The 19,360-nt window shown below is 43.3% G+C and carries 17 protein-coding genes, 1 pseudogene and 1 riboswitch; of the genes and pseudogenes, 6 read left to right on the forward strand and 12 right to left on the reverse strand.

Going from position 1 to position 19,360, the window contains the following annotated elements; all coding sequences use genetic code 11:
* Positions 1 to 169 precede the first annotated feature (169 nt).
* From scpB to mscL, 7 genes are all read right to left on the reverse strand, one after another.
* Entirely contained in the window at positions 170 to 772 is a 603-nt protein-coding gene (scpB, locus tag R50345_RS20495) for an SMC-Scp complex subunit ScpB (protein WP_042129648.1), read from the reverse strand.
* Entirely contained in the window at positions 741 to 1,532 is a 792-nt protein-coding gene (locus R50345_RS20500; protein ID WP_042129650.1) for a segregation and condensation protein A, read from the reverse strand. Before R50345_RS20500 ends, scpB begins: the two co-directional genes overlap by 32 nt.
* Positions 1,533 to 1,666: 134 nt before the next feature.
* The gene (ribH, locus tag R50345_RS20505) at positions 1,667 to 2,134 is read right to left on the reverse strand and encodes a 6,7-dimethyl-8-ribityllumazine synthase (RefSeq protein ID WP_036676377.1); all 468 of its coding nucleotides are present in this window, start codon (positions 2,132 to 2,134) and stop codon (positions 1,667 to 1,669) included.
* 36 nt (positions 2,135 to 2,170) lie between these two features.
* A complete protein-coding gene (locus tag R50345_RS20510) occupies positions 2,171 to 3,424 on the reverse strand; it encodes a bifunctional 3,4-dihydroxy-2-butanone-4-phosphate synthase/GTP cyclohydrolase II (protein ID WP_042129652.1) in 1,254 nt (417 codons plus the stop codon).
* Positions 3,425 to 3,486: 62 nt separating this feature from the next.
* Positions 3,487 to 4,155, reverse strand: coding sequence for a riboflavin synthase (locus R50345_RS20515; RefSeq protein WP_042129654.1), 669 nt, complete (start codon positions 4,153 to 4,155; stop codon positions 3,487 to 3,489).
* 78 nt (positions 4,156 to 4,233) lie between these two features.
* The gene (gene ribD / locus R50345_RS20520) at positions 4,234 to 5,334 is read right to left on the reverse strand and encodes a bifunctional diaminohydroxyphosphoribosylaminopyrimidine deaminase/5-amino-6-(5-phosphoribosylamino)uracil reductase RibD (protein WP_042129657.1); all 1,101 of its coding nucleotides are present in this window, start codon (positions 5,332 to 5,334) and stop codon (positions 4,234 to 4,236) included.
* 214 nt (positions 5,335 to 5,548) lie between these two features.
* Positions 5,549 to 5,724, reverse strand: a riboswitch (FMN riboswitch).
* A 232-nt stretch (positions 5,725 to 5,956) separates the two neighbouring features.
* A complete protein-coding gene (mscL, locus tag R50345_RS20525) occupies positions 5,957 to 6,361 on the reverse strand; it encodes a large-conductance mechanosensitive channel protein MscL (RefSeq protein WP_042129658.1) in 405 nt (134 codons plus the stop codon).
* Positions 6,362 to 6,535: 174 nt separating this feature from the next.
* Between mscL and R50345_RS20530 the strand changes: the two genes are divergently transcribed.
* From R50345_RS20530 to R50345_RS20550, 5 genes are all read left to right on the forward strand, one after another.
* Positions 6,536 to 7,720, forward strand: coding sequence for an acyltransferase (locus tag R50345_RS20530; RefSeq protein ID WP_042129660.1), 1,185 nt, complete (start codon positions 6,536 to 6,538; stop codon positions 7,718 to 7,720).
* Between the two features lie 73 nt (positions 7,721 to 7,793).
* Entirely contained in the window at positions 7,794 to 8,504 is a 711-nt protein-coding gene (locus R50345_RS20535; protein WP_042129662.1) for a response regulator transcription factor, read from the forward strand.
* Positions 8,501 to 9,604 carry a sensor histidine kinase gene (locus R50345_RS20540; RefSeq protein ID WP_042129663.1) on the forward strand — a complete coding sequence of 368 codons (1,104 nt, stop codon included), beginning with the start codon at positions 8,501 to 8,503 and terminating at the stop codon, positions 9,602 to 9,604. The genes R50345_RS20535 and R50345_RS20540 overlap by 4 nt, the downstream gene beginning before the upstream one ends.
* A gap of 127 nt (positions 9,605 to 9,731) precedes the next feature.
* Entirely contained in the window at positions 9,732 to 11,111 is a 1,380-nt protein-coding gene (locus tag R50345_RS20545) for an MBOAT family O-acyltransferase (RefSeq protein WP_042129665.1), read from the forward strand.
* 22 nt (positions 11,112 to 11,133) lie between these two features.
* Positions 11,134 to 12,570 carry a stalk domain-containing protein gene (locus R50345_RS20550; RefSeq protein WP_042129668.1) on the forward strand — a complete coding sequence of 479 codons (1,437 nt, stop codon included), beginning with the start codon at positions 11,134 to 11,136 and terminating at the stop codon, positions 12,568 to 12,570.
* Between the two features lie 107 nt (positions 12,571 to 12,677).
* Here the strand turns inward: R50345_RS20550 and R50345_RS20555 are convergent, their stop codons facing one another.
* Both R50345_RS20555 and R50345_RS32005 read right to left on the reverse strand, forming a co-directional pair.
* Positions 12,678 to 13,514, reverse strand: coding sequence for an IS3 family transposase (locus tag R50345_RS20555; protein WP_231574241.1), 837 nt, complete (start codon positions 13,512 to 13,514; stop codon positions 12,678 to 12,680).
* A complete protein-coding gene (locus tag R50345_RS32005) occupies positions 13,430 to 13,828 on the reverse strand; it encodes a helix-turn-helix domain-containing protein (RefSeq protein WP_042123336.1) in 399 nt (132 codons plus the stop codon). Before R50345_RS32005 ends, R50345_RS20555 begins: the two co-directional genes overlap by 85 nt.
* A gap of 429 nt (positions 13,829 to 14,257) precedes the next feature.
* Here R50345_RS32005 and R50345_RS20565 point away from each other — a divergent pair, with 429 nt between their 5' ends.
* A complete protein-coding gene (locus R50345_RS20565; protein ID WP_042129670.1) occupies positions 14,258 to 15,016 on the forward strand; it encodes a YwaF family protein in 759 nt (252 codons plus the stop codon).
* A 58-nt stretch (positions 15,017 to 15,074) separates the two neighbouring features.
* On the opposite strand, the gene R50345_RS20570 is transcribed toward R50345_RS20565, so the two are convergent.
* The 3 genes and pseudogenes from R50345_RS20570 to R50345_RS20580 all read right to left on the reverse strand — a co-directional run.
* Entirely contained in the window at positions 15,075 to 15,506 is a 432-nt protein-coding gene (locus tag R50345_RS20570) for a peptidylprolyl isomerase (protein ID WP_042129672.1), read from the reverse strand.
* A 145-nt stretch (positions 15,507 to 15,651) separates the two neighbouring features.
* A complete protein-coding gene (gene lysA / locus R50345_RS20575; protein WP_042129674.1) occupies positions 15,652 to 16,986 on the reverse strand; it encodes a diaminopimelate decarboxylase in 1,335 nt (444 codons plus the stop codon).
* 127 nt (positions 16,987 to 17,113) lie between these two features.
* Positions 17,114 to 18,688, reverse strand: a pseudogene (locus R50345_RS20580) (spore germination protein); the annotation flags it as partial.
* Between the last annotated feature and the right edge of the window lie 672 nt (positions 18,689 to 19,360).

Here is a 19,360-nt window from a genome sequence, read left to right on the forward strand (position 1 = left end):
GAAACCGAAATAATGGGAACCTTTGGTTTAGTATGGCAATTTAAGCTGGAAAAAATTCGGGGTTTGGATAAAAAAGTGCCTCTTCAAAAAAATAGGGACAGCCCATAAACCATATGAATGGTTTATGGGCTGTCCCAGCAATATAAATAATTGCGGAATTACAAAAAAACTAAGGTTCCTCTATATCCTCGAACGTCATTTGAGTATCCAGCTTATTGAACAATAGCTGCGTTTCCTCTTCCAAATTATCCGTGGATTCGAAGTTTGATGGTTCTGGCAATTCATTCAGACTTGCAAGGCCAAAACTTTCCAAGAATGATTTAGTCGTGCCATACAAGATTGGACGTCCTACAGCTTCCGCACGACCTACCTCATGGATCAAATCCTTATTATTCAGCGTATGAATTGCACGTTCAGATTTCACACCTCGAATTTCTTCGATCTCCACCCGTGTAATCGGCTGACGATAAGCCACAATCGCCAATGTCTCTAATGCGGCTTGAGACAACGTGGATCTAGATGGGGAATAAGCCAAACGCTCAAAATAATGGGCATGTTCAGGCAATGTAGCCAGCCGGTAATTCCCGGCAATTTGGACTACCTGTAACCCCCGCTCCTGAGTCACATAATCCTCTTTCAGTTCTTCTAATGCTCCAGCCGCAAGCTCTGGCCGCTGCTCCGTAATCTCGGCGACTTGCCGTACGGAGATTCCTTCATCACCTGATAGAAACAACAGGCCTTCAATAATCGATTTCAGCGTTTTGTAATCCATTGAAGTGTTCTCCTCCTCTCCACTCCATTACGATGTCTTCAAACAATTTCTCTTGGTAGCAAAAAATCGCCTTCATTTTCATTAGTTCCAGAATCGCAAGAAAAGTAACTACGATTTCGTGTCGCGCCATTTCATCGTGAAGCAGTGCTGAGAAATGGAGCCTTCCGCCCTTTCCTCTGCGCTGCAGCGCATCCGATACATCACGTATACGATCTTTTACCGATATTTCGTCCCGGGTGATCCGCTGGTAAGAAGACCTTCTTGCCGCCTTACTTAGTGCTTTACGGAAAGCAGCTATAAGGTCGGAAGTATGTAGTCCTTTTAGCGTATGGTCGATCTCTTCAGGCACGAATGGACCCAGATCCTCCGGTTCCTTCGTAAAAATCAAGCTCCGCTCGCTCTCCATATCCATTAAATGAACAGCAATACTCTTGAATTTACGATACTCAATCAGTCGCTGAACGAGCTCAGCTCGTGGATCAAATTCATCTTCCTCGTAATATTCAAAATCATCGATCTCAATGACCGGTGGTTTGGGCAGCAATAGCTTGCTCTTTATAGATAATAGGGTTGCAGCCATCACGAGAAATTCACTCGTAATATCCAGTTCAAGCTCCTGCATACTTCGCAGGTATTCCATATACTGTTCGGTGATCTCGGCGACCGGAATGTCCTGGATGTCGATTTCCGCCTTATCAATTAAATGCAAAAGCAGATCCAGCGGACCTTCAAACGTTTCCAGCTTGTACAATACAGTCACGAAGCATCCTCCCGCCAAAAAAAGTAAAGTGCAGCGCCCAAAGGACGCTACACAAGTAGAAAGGGCTTTATAATCCATGCTTTCTTCTTATACTATAAATAAGCACGAATTCAACTGATTCGTCAATAGCTGTCTTACTTAAACAGTTTGTTAAGATTCGCCATTTCAATCGCAGCAGTCGCAGCATCCCAGCCTTTATTCCCTGCTTTAGTTCCTGAACGCTCAATGGCTTGTTCAATGTTTTCAGTAGTAACTACCCCGAAAATCGTCGGCACGCCGGTTTTAAGATTAATCGCGGCTACGCCTTTAGCGACTTCATTACATACATAATCATAGTGCGTTGTAGAACCGCGGATAACGGTTCCTAAAGTGATTACAGCGTCGTACTTACCGCTTTCCGCCATTTTTTGAGCAATCAACGGAATTTCAAACACACCTGGAACCCAAGCCACATCTACCTCATCATCACCAACACCGTGGCGTTTAAATGCATCTAGTGCACCGGATAAAAGCTTACTGGTAATAAATTCATTAAAACGTCCTACTACGACTCCGTATTTTAACCCCTCAGAAACTAAATGTCCTTCTAAATATTTCGGCATATCAATCATCTACCCTTCGTTTTTTATAATGTATGGTTATACTTTCGAATCCTCATTTTGTTCAATGTCGTCAAAAGACAACAAGTGTCCAAGCTTCGCCTGCTTCGTATGGAGATAATTAGTATTATCTTTATTCTCCGGCATTTGTATTGGCACGCGTTCAACAACTTCCAATCCATAGCCTTCCAATCCTTTGATCTTTCGAGGATTGTTCGTTAAGAGACGAATTTGACTTATACCTAGATCCTTCAGAATTTGTGCTCCAATCCCGTAATCACGTAAATCTGCTGGAAAACCAAGCTTAAGATTCGCATCTACGGTATCTAGTCCTTCTTCTTGCAGCTTGTAGGCTTTAAGCTTATTAATAAGACCAATACCTCTACCTTCTTGGCGCATATAGAGCAATACCCCTCTACCGGCAGCTTCGATCTGCCGAAGCGCTGCTTCAAATTGCGGACCGCAATCGCAGCGATGGGAGTGAAATACATCCCCCGTCAAGCATTCGGAATGTACACGTACTAACACTGGCTCATCCCCTGAAATATCGCCCTTCACCAATGCTACATGTTCTTTATCATCCACTTCATTTGTATAAGCAATGGTCTGAAACTCACCGAAATCGGTAGGCAGACGCACCGACACCTCGCGATTGACGAGCTGTTCCTTCTCATTCCGATAGTGAATGAGATCTTTGATGCTGATTAATTTAAGATCATGCTTCTTAGCAATCTCAACTAGATCAGGCAACCGAGCCATCGAGCCATCTTCCTTGATGATTTCACAAATCACACTGGCTGAATATGCACCACACATACGGGCTAAATCAACAGCAGCCTCTGTATGTCCGGAACGTCGCAAAACTCCGCCTTTTTTCGCAATCAGCGGGAACATATGGCCAGGTCTACGGAAATCAGACGGCTTCGCTTTAGGGTCAATCATGGCCTTTACAGTCAAGGATCTTTCCCCAGCAGAAATACCAGTAGTTGTATCGATATGGTCTACGGATACGGTAAACGCTGTGCCATGATTATCTGTATTGTGGCTGACCATGGCCTGCAGTTCAAGTTCTTCCGCACGTTCTGCGGTAATTGGCATGCAGACCAAACCACGTCCCTCAGTGATCATAAAATTGATGACTTCTGGTGTCGCCCGTTCAGCAAGAGCTATAAAATCCCCTTCATTCTCACGATCTTCATCATCCACTACGATGATGACTTTGCCGCGCATTAAATCATAAATAGCTTCTTCAATCGGGTCCAAGACACTTTCCTTCTTCGATTGTTCGCTCATGATTCTATCCTCCTAATAGCTTTACGAAGGATTGTTTCCGTCCTCGTAAGCTTACTCTTTATTTAAGCAAATCCGTTCGCAGCCAAGAAATCATGGCTAATCCCAGAGCTGCTGTCACTTTCTTCATCCTGTCCAGTCGAGCCATAATGCAGAAGATGATCGACATATTTACCAAGGACATCACACTCTATATTTACACTGTCTCCTGCCCGCTTGTAAGTTAACACAGTTTCCCCTAACGTATGCGGAATAATGGATACAGTCAGCGATGAAGCCGTCGTCTTTACTACAGTTAAGCTAATGCCATCGATCGTGATCGACCCTTTAGGAATGATGTATTTGAACAGTGATTTGCGATCTGGCGCGATCTCATATACTACTGCGTTTTGATCACGCTTCACACTTTTGATAACACCTGTGCCGTCCACATGACCCTGAACAATATGCCCTCCAAATCGGCCTCCGGCTGCCATTGCTCGTTCCAGATTCATCCGACTGCCAGGACGCAGCTCCTTCAGGTTACTGTTTCGATAGGTCTGAGGCATGACATCCACTGTAAAATAGTTCTCGCCTAAAGTTGTCGCTGTAAGACAGACGCCATTAACCGATACACTGTCACCAATCTTCAGATCATCCATGATGACCGAAGCGGCAATGTTCAGCACCATCATTTCTCCACCGGTGGAGACACTTCTCAAAGTGCCAACTTCTTCGACTAATCCAGTGAACATGCTTTCCCTCCTAAAAGTTTTGTAAGCATTACTTTAAAGAAAACACTTCGTTCTTAACTTACATCGGAAGCATTCGCTTTAGCGTACCGGAGTACCGCTGATACATACATTATCTCCGAGCACTTTTACTTCCAATCCCTCCAGAGAAATCGCATCCTTCATCAGCTCTACACCTGGAAATACGAAGGTCCCTTTCGCATTAGCACCACCGCCGACAATCTTTGGAGCAAAAAAGAGGATCACTCGATCAACCAACCCACTCTCAAGCATCGCACCGTTTAGCGTACCTCCGCCTTCAAGTAAAATTGATCCAATTTCCATCTCGCCGAGCGTTACCATAGCAGCCTTCAAATCCACCCGTGGTCCTGCACCGCTAATAACGATTTGTACCCCTGCCTCAAGCAGAGCAGCTTTCTTGTCAGCATCTGCAGCTTCTGTTGTCACGATGATAGTAGGCGCTAGACCGTCACTTACTACTGCTGAATCCAATGGAGTACGTAGTCCAGAATCAATCACGATCCGCACCGGGTTAATCCCAGGCACTTCCGTTCTTGTCGTCAGTGAAGGATTATCTGCAATCACTGTGTTCACACCGACCATGATCCCCTGATGCCGATGCCGCAGTGTATGTACAATCTCCCGCGCTTCTCCGTTCGAAATCCACTTACTATCACCTGATTTGGTAGCCAGGTTGCCATCCAACGTACTGGCACTCTTGAGCGTCACAAACGGCTGTTTGGTCAAAATATACTTGATGAACCGCTCATTCAGCCGCAGCGCACGATCACGCAGCAACCCTACTTCTACTTCAATGCCATGCTCGCGCAGCATTTGAACCCCGCGGCCTGCCACTTGAGGGTTAGGGTCTTCACAAGCGACTACCACTCTGGCTACGCCCTCATCGATTAGCCTTTGGCTGCAAGGCGGAGTCTTGCCATAGTGACTGCACGGTTCCAGTGTGACATAGGCAGTGCTACCCTTAGCTTGACCTGCCGCCATATTCAAGGCATGCACCTCAGCATGACCTGTTCCGCGCTGCAAATGAGTTCCAAGCCCAATCATAGCTCCATTCTTTACAACAACGCAGCCAACAACCGGGTTAATTCCCGTCTGCCCTTGGGCCCGTTCTGCCATATGCAGCGCCAGCGACATATAAAACTCGTCATTCATGTTGTCCATCTCGTCCTCCTATCCCCTTACTGTCTATCTGATTTAAAAAACAGAAAAACCCATCTCATTCTCCAGGAGGAGTTCAAGATGGGTTATGTGAGAGTTTATCGGCAGTCCAAATAAAAGTGTGCGTAAATAACCGTCAATCGACGGCAATTGTGAAATATCGCACATAATAAATGAAAACACTGCAGTCCACCTGTCTATACAGACAAGCAGTTAACCTCTCCTTCTTCCATCCAGACTATACTGTCGGTCCCGGAATTTCACCGGGTCCACCGTTCGCATCAACAATGCGAGCCGGGTAGCGGACTAAGCGCGGTAGATAAACTTAATAATTAAGCACTCTACAACAGCATCACCGCCGGTAGGGAATTACACCCTGCCCTGAAGGATTGATCCTTTATTTAATTGAGGTTCAAGTTTTCCTTACTAACAAAATTATCACTTACACCATCGAAATGCAAGTGCGTTTAATATATTTACTTAAAATTTGTAACTTAATTCTAAGATGTACGGTGATTACAAGAAGAAACGACATTGTTTTTTATAAACAAATTTACGAATAAAAAAGAAAGCAAAAAAGCGCCAGGACTACTATCTCCAAGCGCTCCTTGCTTTCTTTTTCCAATTACAAACCACGTTCTTGTTGTTTCAACAAATCACGAATTTCAGTCAACAGTACGATATCCTCGGCAGGTGCAGGAGTCTCCACTACTTCGACTTTAACCGCTTCTTTACGTTGAAATTTGTTTGCTAGCTTGATCACCATAAAGATTGAGAAGGAAATAATAAAGAAATCAACCACTGCCTGTAAAAATAGACCGTACGGGATAGATAATTTATTCTCCATCACCATAACATTCAGAGCCCGATCCTTGAGATCTATACCACCTGTTATTAAGCCAATGATCGGCGTTATAATGTCTGACACTAATGAAGTCACAATTTTACCAAAAGCTGCTCCGATTACTACAGCAACCGCTAAATCTAACACATTTCCTTTCAGGGCAAAAGCTTTAAACTCTTTCCACATCTTCCAATTTCCCTCCAACCTATCGAATTTGAAATTATTATAGCATAGTAGCTTCCCAAATCTTAAGACTTGTTAAGAAACTATTAAGTTTACCTTTACTTTTACCTGCCGCCGTTGTTAAGAAATCTCTTGTTAAATAAGGATTACGAACTACATGAAAGGAAGATTTCTATCATGACAACTCTGAAAAAAGAAAAAATTCCAGAGCTTCAGCTCGTTCGTGCTCTTTGTATTATAGCTGTAGTCACTGTTCATGCCACCTCATATGCAACTTTACAAATGACAGGTTCGCGTTATTTTGCTATCTACAATTTCCTGAATATTTTTATGAAATATGGTACTCCGACCTTTATCGCGATGAGTGCCTTTGTGCTTTTCTATAATTATAATGAGAGACCTGTGAATAAAGCGCTTCTGACCTCATTCTACAAAAAAAGATTCCTTTACATCCTGCTTCCATACTTCATGTTCTCATTGTTTTATTTCACGTTAACGCAGCTTGCAGTCGGTTCACCTTTCAATGGAGAGTTGATTCGGAATTTTTTTGTTAAGCTTTTCACTGGTAAAGCCTATACTCATCTCTATTTCGTATTCATCAACATGCAATTCTATCTGTTATTCCCTTTTCCTCTGCTCTTGTTCAAACGTTATCCGCAGATTCGTAAATACTCTATTGTCGCAGGAATTCTCATCCAATGGGGTTTCATCCTTGCTAATAAATATCATTTTCAAGTCGCAAACAGAGGCAGCTGGTGCCTCACCTATTTCTCCTATTACATGTTAGGTGCATGGCTCGGAATGTATTATCCACAGATTAAAACATGGATTGAGGCGCATCGATCAGAGCAAACTAAAAAGAATAATCCGCCTGGAATGGTGTTTCGAGGAATTTGGGCGATTTGGTTAACCTCAGGAATTTCTCACACGATGTTATATTACCAAAATCGACGATATGGCACTTCATTCAACTCGTTGATTTATGAACTGCTATACAGTACTTTTGCATTTACAAGCCTGTTAGTTTTAATGTCTGTTGCACGGTTTCTGTTGAGAAAATCATCACTTTCATTCTTATACCAACCGCTTGAGCGGTTAGGATCGTTTTCATTTGGTGTATATCTGATACATCCGCTATTCTTACTGCTATACAGACAACTTTCTCCAACAATCAGTACTTCGTGGCTTCTGCATCTCTGGTATGTCGGCGGCTTTATTATAGCTCTAGGCTTTTCTTGGATCGCCGTTAGTCTTTTAGCACGTTATTTGCCGTTTGCCTGGGTGCTTTTCGGAAATGTATCACAGAACAAAAAAGAAGGATCACACACGACTTCACATCGCTCATCGCCAGCCTTTAAATAAGTATTTTGAACGTGAATATATTGTATACTTCTTGTAGAACGATTGCTTTACAAGCAAGAAAGGACGCTGAATCATGCACAACGCAACACTGCTTTTGGTTGACGATGAAGCCGAGATTATCAAGCTCATGCAGATCTATCTGGAGAACGAAGGATATCGCCTGTTAACTGCCCGAGACGGACTGGAAGCACTTGAAATTATCAAAAAAGAAACGATAGACCTAATGGTACTAGATATTATGATGCCCAACATGGACGGTATAGAGGCTTGTATAAAAATTCGAGAAACACAAAAATTCCCGATTATTATGTTATCAGCAAAGGGTCAGGAATTAGATAAAATCACAGGACTCAGTGTAGGTGCGGATGATTATGTTACGAAGCCGTTTAGTCCGCTGGAGCTCGTTGCCCGAATTAAATCCCAGCTGCGCAGAACCCGAAATTACATGGTCGATCTAAGTGCCAAACAGGATGAAATCATCATTGATGGCTTAGTTATTAACTCGGTGACGCATGAAGTTAGCGTGGATGATCAGCCCGTTAAACTTACTCCGAGAGAGTTCGCAATTCTGGAGCTGCTCGCCCGTAACAGGGGACAAGTACTAAGCATGGAGCAAATCTACGCCAAAGTATGGAAAGAGCAATTTCTCGAGAGCAATAATACGCTCATGGTACACATTCGAAAAATCAGAGAAAAAATTGAAGCTAATCCGAGAAAACCACAATATTTGAAAACGGTATGGGGCGTTGGCTACAAACTGGAAAAGGGAGGTTCTTCTAGTTGAATTTCAAACGATTCGATACCCTCTCCTGGAAAATAGTTGGCTTCAGCTTAACAAGTTTAGCACTTACAGCAGCAATTTTATTGATGGGTTATTATGGGACATCCCTTTTAATATGGCTAAATCCTTCGCGTTCCTTTTTTGGGGTTAAACTCATCCTCTGGGTAATCAATAACATCGGTTCTACGCCAATAGTGATTCTTATTGGGATTCCTTTGTTTATCTTTTTTATCCTAAAGCTATCCAGAAGTACCACAAAAAAGCTTCATAACATTACAAGCGGAGTTCAAGCGATTGCCGATGGCAATTTATCTTTCAAGGTAACAGTAACAGGTACGGATGAACTCGGTAAACTCGCCGAAAATATGAACCTCATGGCTGGCAAGCTAAAATCCGCTATAGAGGAAGAACGAGCAGCTGCGAAAGCCAAAAACGACTTAATCACTGGTGTATCCCATGATCTCCGAACCCCGCTAACCTCTGTGCTCGGATTCCTTGAGTATGTGGAGAAGGATCGTTATAAGAATGAGGTTGAGCTGCGTTATTATGTGAATATTGCCTATGAGAAATCACTGACTCTAAAAAAACTAATCGACGATTTATTCGAATATACACGGGTTAGCAGCAGCGGTCTCCCTCTTAATATAGAGCCTGTAGATCTCGGAAAGCTGCTCGAACAGCTTGTCGAGGAATTCGCTCCCGTACTAGAGCAAGCGGATATGACCTACCGTATTCATACAGATAAGAGCCCTTTAATTATCTATGGTGATGCGGACGAGTTGGTACGGTTATATGAGAACCTATTTACCAATGCGGTTAGATACGGTAAAGAAGGTAAGATTCTAGATATTTCTGTCTATAGAAAAGACGATAGAGTGATTGCTACATGCACGAATTACGGCAATCCAATCCCTGCTACGGACCTCCCACACTTATTTAAACGATTTTATCGCGTAGATAAGTCACGTTCCAGAGAGACTGGCGGAAGTGGTCTAGGACTCGCGATTGCCAAGAGCATCACAGAGCTTCACGGTGGAACGATTTCTGCTAAAAGCTCACGTAAACAAACTGAATTTGAGACTTCCTTCCCTGCGAGCGAATGATGCTTGCGGGGATTTTTTTACAATCTCATCCATTAAGAAAAAGATAAGAATTCATAACATAAAGGCTTAAGATCTGTGACTTATAGTGATTCCATACCAAAACTGCTATAAGTGAGGATTGTTAGTTATGTTATTTAATTCATATCTCTTTATGTTTGGTTTTCTGCCTGTTGTGCTAGGAGGATATTTCATTCTAAATCGTTTTCGTCTCTTGTTCTACGCAAAAGTATGGCTGACCCTTGCCTCTTTGGTGTTCTACGGATACTGGAACTTAAAGTACGTGCCTTTAATTCTGCTATCCATCTTGTTTAACTACGCTATGGGTCATTTCATTCATACCGCATCTGCCGGCAGACGTCGACCTCTTCTAATCTTTAGCTTAATTGCAAATATTCTACTACTTGGCTATTACAAATACACTGATTTTTTTATAGAGAATTGGAACGGACTTACAGGAAGTAATCTTCCTCTTCACCATCTTATTTTGCCATTAGGCATAAGCTTCTTCACATTTACACAAATCGCTTATCTTGTTGACGCTTACCGAAATCAGGCGCGTGAATACAGTCTTGTGAACTACACGCTGTTTGTGACCTTTTTCCCGCACTTGATCTCCGGTCCCATCCTCCATCACAAGGACATGATGCCTCAGTTTGATAAGCTGCGAAATAAGGTCTGGAACTGGAACAACGTACGAAAAGGTATTTTATTATTTAGTATCGGTCTTGGAAAAAAAGTGGTCCTAGCAGATACTCTGGCTGGTTATGCTGACAATGGATTTTCTACCGCGGCGCATTTTATAGATTCTTGGGTGGCTGTCCTCTCCTATACTTTACAGCTCTACTACGACTTCAGCGGTTACACGGATATGGCGATCGGAATCGCATTGTTGTTCAACATCCGCTTGCCTCAAAATTTCAACGCCCCTTACCGTGCGCTAAGTATTCGCGATTTCTGGAGACGCTGGCATATTACACTCAGCCATTTTCTTAGAGATTATATTTACATTCCACTAGGGGGCAACCGGAAAGGATTTTGGATTTCAATTCGAAATGTGGTGATCACGTTTCTGATTGGTGGCTTTTGGCATGGTGCAGGTTGGATGTTCATTCTCTGGGGGCTTCTGCATGGTGTCGGACAAGCTGTGGAGAAAATTTGGGGACGCTGGAGCTTCCCCCTTCCCAAGTGGTTCTCATGGCTACTCACCTTCGTCTTCGTGAATATCACATGGGTATTGTTCCGATCTGAGCAACTGTCTCAAGCGATTCGTTTATTAAAAGGGATGAGTGGTCTTAACGGGATATCTTTACCGTCTATAGGCACGCTGAAATGGGCAATCCTTCTGATTCTCATCTTATTGACAATTATTCTTTGGAATCCGCGTCATATCTGGAACAAACGCAATTTACAGTATAGCCGGAAAACGGCTTTTGTAATGGCATTTATCATCGTATTCTCGCTGCTGTTCTTCAACCGAATTACGACCTTTTTATACTTTAACTTTTAAAAAATATTATGGAGGACTGATTATGCGTACATCTCCTGGGATTCATACAAAATCGAAACGATTCGTAAGTTATTTTATGCTTTTTTTCATTCTGTTAGCTTTTGTAACAGCACTGATAACCGCATTGATCGACCCGCTGCAATTCTATCATCGCCCCTCGTGGTATACGCCGCTTCTGTCGGAACAAGAACGTTATCAGAATCCAGGCTTAGCCAAAAATTACGAATACGACAATATCATCATCGGTACATCCATGACTGAAAACTTTCTTCCGTCTCAAGTAGACGCAAGCTTAGGTGGAACAACCTTAAAGTTGTCTATGGAGGGTTCAACCGTTGACGAGCATTATAAAATCGCTAAACTCGCCTTAGAGACAGGGAAAGTACAACAAGTGCTTTGGGGGTTGGACTATTTCTCATTGAAGCTCGCTACCGCAGAGGAAGAAGAAGATTTCCCTGACTATCTGTATGACGGTAAGCTATGGACTGACTATAAATATTGGTTTAATTCATCCGTATATAAACAATTTTTTCGAAGTATCAAAAGTACGCTGAGTGGTCAAACGAAACAGGATTTAGAAACTTTGTACAATTGGAATGATAAGGTAGTATTCGGCAAGCAATACGTTGCTGAGTCTTATTTTAAAGCTTGTGACAAAGAGATCGATTACGGTACGAATGAGGAAAGCCTTGATCAAGTAAAGGTTTATTTCAATACGTATATTCGATCTCTATTAGAGGAATATCCAGATGTTCAGTTCTATTTTTACTATCCCCCTTACAGCGTAATGCGGCAGGTTGCTTGGTACTCCAGCAATCCCGTTCGTTTCAACAATCAGTTAGTTATGCGGCAATGGATGTTTGAGCAATTTGAGCAATACCCCAATGTGAAGCTCTATGATTTCCAGACAGCATCCGAGTGGACGTTTAATCTGGATCTGTATAAAGATTTAAGTCATCATAATGGTGAGGTGAATACCTGGATCGCTGAAGCTATAGGAGAGGATAGTTCGGAATATCGTGTAACGTCTAGCAACATAGAAGCATTTAACACACTTCTGGAAGAACAAGCGGAAAGTGCTGTCATCGATAGAAACGGCAATGTCTATCGTAGCAGTGTACAAGTAAACGGTGAACCTCTGGCATTTACCACCCGTCTAGTCCAAGGGAATGAAGAGTTATGGTTACCTGCCAAAGAAATCGGAACAGCCCTGAACGCTTCAATAGATTGGGACGCAGCTACCAAAACTGTATCACTTACTTCGGGTGGGAATAACGTTACTATGACTATTGGTAATACTGAGGCGTTAGTAAATGGACAGACTCTCGCAATGGATACCGCTCCACTACTTGCAGGAGGAAAAGTGTTAGTTCCCGTTGCTTTTGTTGCAGAGCATCTTGGATGGAACGTTTCTGTTGAACGAGAAGGTGATTGGCTACGCTACCTTCTTAATTCATAGAATAACGCGGTACATTTCAACTTCCTCCCAACATTTTTGGACATACGTAAAAAAGCACCCGGCATTTAGTGGTCAAGCCCCCATTTTATAGACACTGAAAAAAGACCCTAGGCAATAAGCTGTTTCCGGTACTCTACCGGAGGCAGCTTATTTAACCTTCGTTGTGGCCGATGTTGGTTATAAAATCGAATGTAATCTTCAATTTTCCTTTGTGCCTCATCCATATTTCGGATATCATAAGGATAGAGTCCTTCCGTTTTGAGATGCGAGAAGAAGCTCTCCATAGAGGCGTTGTCATAACAATTGCCTCGGCGAGACATGCTGATTCGGGCCCCAACCTTTGGCAGCATGTCGTGGTATGCATGAGACGTGTATTGGAATCCCTGATCGCTGTGAACGATCAGTCCAGTCACGTCTTTTTGCTGACTCCACGCCTGCTCAAAGGTCCGGAGAACCAGTTCGTTGTCGTTCCTAGCGCTCATTTGATAAGCGATAATTTCGTTATTGAATAAATCTTTAATCGCAGAAAGATAGAGCCACTTTTCGCCTACACGATATTGCGTAATGTCTGTCACCCATTTTTGGTTGGGAGCATCCGCTTTGAAATCCCGTTTCAAAATATTTTTCGCCACACGGTCTCCTTCAGAAGTAGCATAATTACAACGATGTTTTCGGCGGATCCTCGAACGAATGCCTAAATCCTGCATAATTCTGAGTACCTTCTTATGATTCATCCAAACCCCGTGGTCTTGTAGCAAGAACAATTGAATTTGGCGATAACCGTAGACTCCTTCATACCTTTCATAGACCTTCTGAATGAGCGCCTTTGCTTCCTGATCCCGATCTGTTCCTTTGCGCTTCAGGAAAGCGTAGTATCCACTTCTAGAGACCCTAAAGAGTTTACACAGGTTGCTAACGGCATACTCTTTTGCAGCGTTCTCAATGACTCTATATTTGTGCGTTTCACCTCCTGCATCCAGATTTCCAAACACTTTTTTAGCATTTCATTTTCCCGTTTGAGCTTTTGAACATACCTATCTTGATCGATATATTCAATACGACGCCCCCGTTGATCTAGTAGCCCAAATTCCCCTAGCTCTCGGTATTTCTTCATCCATCTCTTTACCCGTCCTTGATCTTGTATCTCAAAATGCTCCGTAATTTTCCGATAAGTCCATCTTTCCTCCACATGTAAACGAATGGCCTCTTTTTTAATCTCATCTGAGTAATTTTTAAACTTCTGTCCTTTAATCGCCATAAAAATGCACCCCCTAGAATTTCATCGGATAAACCAGGGGTTTTTTCCAATGTCTATTCTAAGGGGTGCACTTCATTAGATGTCGGATGCTTTTTTCATTTCAAATTCGAATGATCTCAGATCTTTCACTTACGAGTTGATTCGTTGATGAAATAAAGCCTCCAATTCCTTTTCCAATTTGTTTTTTTGTCTTTGGATCCCCTCTTAAAACTTAATCTCTGTCACTACTCTATGCCGAATGCTTCTTATGTAATTCCACGCCCATCGCCCAATCTTATGTTAAAATAATGAAAAGTCTTCCTTTTGTGGCGGAGTTGACAGAATATATATGTACATATCTTTATCCATTTTATGGATTTACAGAAATGAAAAAATTCAAAATACCAAGTAAATTTTCAGAGTATTTTTATGTCCAAAGGAGGTTGGTTCATGCATCTTTCATCTTACTTTGATCGACAGCGTACAGAGGATTTTATTATGTTCTCCCTTTCACATTGGATTGCTCTGTCTATCATTGCATTGGTGTGTCTACTACTTTACGGTTTCAGATTCGAAATTCGCACGGACGTGAGACTTCGGCAAAGTGTTCGCTTGCTGTTGATTGTTATTCTTATGTTCTCAGAAGCGGGACTTCAAATATGGTATCTCTCTCAGCAGGTATGGCAATCCAGCTCATCATTACCGCTCGAACTATGCGGAATTACTTTACTACTATCCATTATCATGCTGATTACACGCAGCCGAAGACTTTACTCCTTTCTGTATTTTGCCGGAATAGGTGGAGCATTCATTGCTTTACTCACACCGAATCTGGTCTATCCGTTCCCTCATTTTCGATTTTTACTGTTCTTTGTAGCTCATGGTGGTATCATTCTTGCTTCTCTTTATATGACCTGGATTGAGGGCTATAAACCAACCTGGAAATCACTTTGGTTCACTATGCTTGGCCTTAACGTCGTGGCTGTGTGTGTCTGGATCGCCAATTATATCCTAGGATCTAATTACATGTTCCTATCTCATAAGCCCAGTACTTATTCTGTAATGGATTATTTCGGACCTTATCCTTATTACCTGCTAGTTGAGGAGCTATTTGCCTTCATTGTATTTCTGCTTATGTATTTAGTGTTTTTCTGGGTGCCAGAGCGGCGTAATTCGAGGCGTAAACGAATTGGTCGGCTTCCTAATTAAATGCGAAAAAGGCCAGCCTCCGATAATCCAAAGGCTGGCCTTTTTAAATTAAATATTCTTAAGCTTCGATGATTTCTACCGAAGTCATTTTGTCGCGTCCTTTGAAAGCATCAACAAGATCCATACCTTCAACTACTTTACCGAATACAGTGTGTACTCCATCCAAGTGAGGTTGTGGAGCGTAGCAGATGTAGAACTGGCTTCCGCCTGTGTTCTTACCCGCATGCGCCATAGCAAGTGTGCCACGCTCGTGTTTGTTTGGATTGATTTCGCAGTTGATGGTATATCCTGGACCGCCGGATCCAGTTCCGTTAGGACATCCGCCTTGAGCAACAAAACCAGGAATAACGCGGTGGAATGTCAATCCGTTGTAGAAACCATCTTTTGCTAGCTTTTCAAAGTTAGCTACAGTGTTTGGTGCATCTTGATCGAACAAGTCGATCAGCACTACGCCGCCTGTTTCAAGAGTAATTTTCGCTTGCTTTGCCATATGTAAATGACCCCTTTCAAAATTAACAAAATTAGAATACCTCAATTATATTACTATGAAACCACGCACAAAGCAAAGCAAGCAGGAGTAATTCCTGCTTGCTCTTTTTGCCTTCCCAATTTTGCCCACCTAACATTAGTCCCTGTTACTTAGCAACAGCGGCTTGTTTAGCGATACGCTCAGGAACAATATCGTTGGCAATAAGATCATTGTAGCTTTCACGACGCACTACAAGATCGCTGTGTCCGTTCTGAACGAACACTAAAGCCGGACGACGAAGCCGGTTGTAGTTGCTCGCCATGGAGTAATTGTAAGCACCCGTGCAGGCTACAGCCAACAGATCGCCACTTTCTGCCTTAGGCAGTTCTACATCCCAGATCAGCATATCTCCGCTCTCGCAGCATTTACCAGCGATGGATACAGTTTCTGTAGCCTCTTCATTCGCACGATTCGCAAGTAATGCCTCATATTTAGATTGATACAATGCAGGACGTGGATTATCAGTCATCCCACCGTCAACGGCAACGTACTTACGCACACCTGGAATATCCTTATTCGTACCTACAGTGTAAAGTGTAGTACCTGCATCTCCAACGATACTGCGGCCCGGTTCGACCCAGATTTCAGGCAAAGCATTATAAATTCCAGCAAAATGAGTCTTCACCGCATCCGTAATTGCAGCTACATATTCAGAAACATGTAACGGGGTATCACCCTCTACATAACGAATACCGAAACCTCCACCTAGGTTTACTACACGGAAGTCCACATCCAAACCTTCTTTAACACTACGAGCAAAACTCGCTACACGTTCAACAGCAAGCTGGAATCCATCCGTTTCAAAAATTTGAGAACCAATATGGGAATGTACGCCCAGCAATATTAAATTCTTTTTGCTGACTGCCGCTTTAACTGCTTCATAAGCAGAACCGTTTCCAATATCAAAACCGAATTTGGAATCGGTCTGACCTGTTGTAATGTACTCATGCGTATGTGCTTCGACACCTGGTGTCACACGTAATAAGATGTTAACCTCAACTTCTTTACGTGATGCAATCGACTGCAAAAGGCTAAGCTCCACCAAATTATCAACTACAAAGCAACCGATCCCGGCATCAATCGCCATTTCGATCTCTTCAGATGTCTTATTGTTGCCGTGAAAATGAATGCGTTCTGCAGGAAAGCCTGCTTGCAAAGCAGTATAAAGCTCGCCATCAGATACAACATCAAGCGACAAGCCTTCTTCATCAGCCAAACGAACCATAGCCATTACTGAGAACGCCTTGCTTGCGTAAGCTACTTGGAACCCAAGTCCAGAGGATTTAAAAGCATCCATATATTCCCGGCAACGTTGTCTAACCAATTGCTCGTCCAGTATATATAGCGGGGTTCCATATTCCGCTTTCAATTCAGTTACATCACATCCGCCGATTTCCAGATGCCCAGCATCATTAATTCGGCTAGTACCGTGTAGAAACATTCTTTAGTCCTCCAATTTCTGTGGAATATCAAGGTTCCACCCTGTCTTTAGTGTATTCAGTATAACAGACAGTGGGAACTCCATTGAATGGACTAATTTGCAGTAGTTTTGTATTTTCCTACGATTGTTAATCATTCTTTTGATTAGGCGGCATTCTTGTATTGTCTCTTGTTTTATTGAAAGACGGCCTTGTCTTCGAGCTTAGAACTGGCTTTCGCAATAGAATTTCACTCATCGCCTTTGCATTAAAAGGTATAAACGGCCACATATAAGAGGAGTTATAGGACCGATGGGTAGTTAGGAAAATAGTCAGTAGCGTCGTGCCAATCATAAATCCTGGCACCTGGAATGCCGCCACGGCTAACAATAACCCAAGCCTGACTATTCGATTCGCAAGACCCAGTTCATAACTTGGGGTCGCAAACATACCTATGGAAGCCACCGCCATATATAGAACTACCTCGTTGACAAACAATCCGCTCTGGACAGCTATATCACCAATCAATATCGCCGCTATCAGACCCATCGCTGATCCTAAAGGTGTCGGTGTGTGTACTGCGGCCATCCGCAGTAAATCAACCCCAAGCTCCACAATAAGAAACTGGGCAATTAGAGGAATTCTTGCCGTCTTTTGGGGACCAATAAAATCCAGTACAGGCGGCTTAAGCTCAGGATGAATGACAAGCAACATCCATAGCGGTAGCAGGAACATGGAAGCAAATATTCCGATGAAACGAACCCACCGCAAGTACGTTCCCATAAAAGGCGTCTGACGATTCTCCTCCGCATGCTGGCAGAGATCAAAAAATGTAGTCGGAAGAACTATAACGATTGGTGACGTATCCACGAAAACTACAACCCGTCCCTCTAATAAATTAGAGGCCACTACGTCAGGGCGTTCAGAATAACGCACCATAGGATATGGATTCCAACCGCCCCCGATAATTGCCTCCTCCAATTGCTTATCTGCCAGAGGAATGCCGTCGATATCAATACTGTTGATTTTTTCGATAACAGAACTAACCTGTGTTTTATCAACGATATCATCAATATAAGCCACACAGACATCCGTCTGTGTTCGTCGTCCAACCTGAAATATCTCATATTTCAACCCCGGATCACGAATCCGTCTTCTGACAAGCGAAATATTACTCAGTAGAGTCTCTGTGAATCCATCGCGTGCACCGCGTACCACCCGATCAATCGAAGGTTCGTCGGGACTGCGACTAGGGTAAGAACGAGTATCCATGACGATAACCTTGTTCTCACCTTCGATGAATAGTACGCTCAAACCTTCTAGTACCTTCTCGATACTTTCACTTAACGAATTACCCTCCTCCACCTGGATGTGAGGGACATATTCATTCATAAAGCTAGACAGTACACCCGTAGACAGATTCTCAGAGGTGAGATAGGTCAGACGTTTTAGGATCTCATCCGTTACATCTGCATTAGTAAATCCACTTAAACAGAGAAGAGCTGTCTTATGACCGCCAAAGGACATCTCTCTAAACGTTACATCAAAGCTAGTTCCGAGCCCGATTACCTCAGTAAGTGTATGTTTTGTATCTTGTAAGGAAGTTGAAATTTCATCATTTCCTTGCCAGTAAATGACGGACTCTTTTAACGAGTTAGAGTGCTCGCTATCTCGTTTCTTTTGCAGTTTACTGATTCCCTTTTGGTTGGTGCTGTCTTGTGACTCTTGCCGTGCTTGCTTTTTAGTCGGCTTGGGTTTTGGTGCTTGTTGGGCATTCTGATCTTGTGCCTCATCTTCGGATTCCGAGTCTGAATCTAAGCCGAATAATCTGGCAAAAAATCCTTTACTAGGCTCATTCTGCTCCTGATTGCCGAGCTCATCTGACGCCTCCGCATCCTGCTGCCCAGACTCTGGCTGCGTTGACGCTTCTGCACTTTGCTCTTCTGTCCCGAGCTCATCTGACACCTCCGCATCCTGCTGTCCGGAATCCGGCTGCGCTGATGCTTCTGCACTTTGCTCTTCTGTTCCGAGCTCATCTGACGCCTCCGCATCTTGCTGCCCAGAATCCGGCTGCGCTGATGCTTCTGCACTTTGCTCTTCTGTTCCGAGCTCATCTGACGCCTCCGCATCTTGCTGCCCAGAATCCGGCTGCGCTGACGCTTCTGCACTTTGCTCTTCTGTTCCGAGCTCATCTGACGCCTCCGCATCTTGCTGCCCAGAATCCGGCTGCGCTGACGCTTCTGCACCTTGCTCTTCTGTCCCGAGCTCATCTGACGCCTCCGCATCCTGCTGCCCAGACTGTGGCTGCGCTGACGCTTCTGCACCTTGCTCTTCTGTCCCGAGCTCATCTGATGCTTCGGCATCTTGCTGGCCTTGACTCGGATCAGCAGCTGCGAT

It is taken from the genome of Paenibacillus sp. FSL R5-0345, from assembly GCF_000758585.1.
GTDB lineage: Bacteria > Bacillota > Bacilli > Paenibacillales > Paenibacillaceae > Paenibacillus_AQ.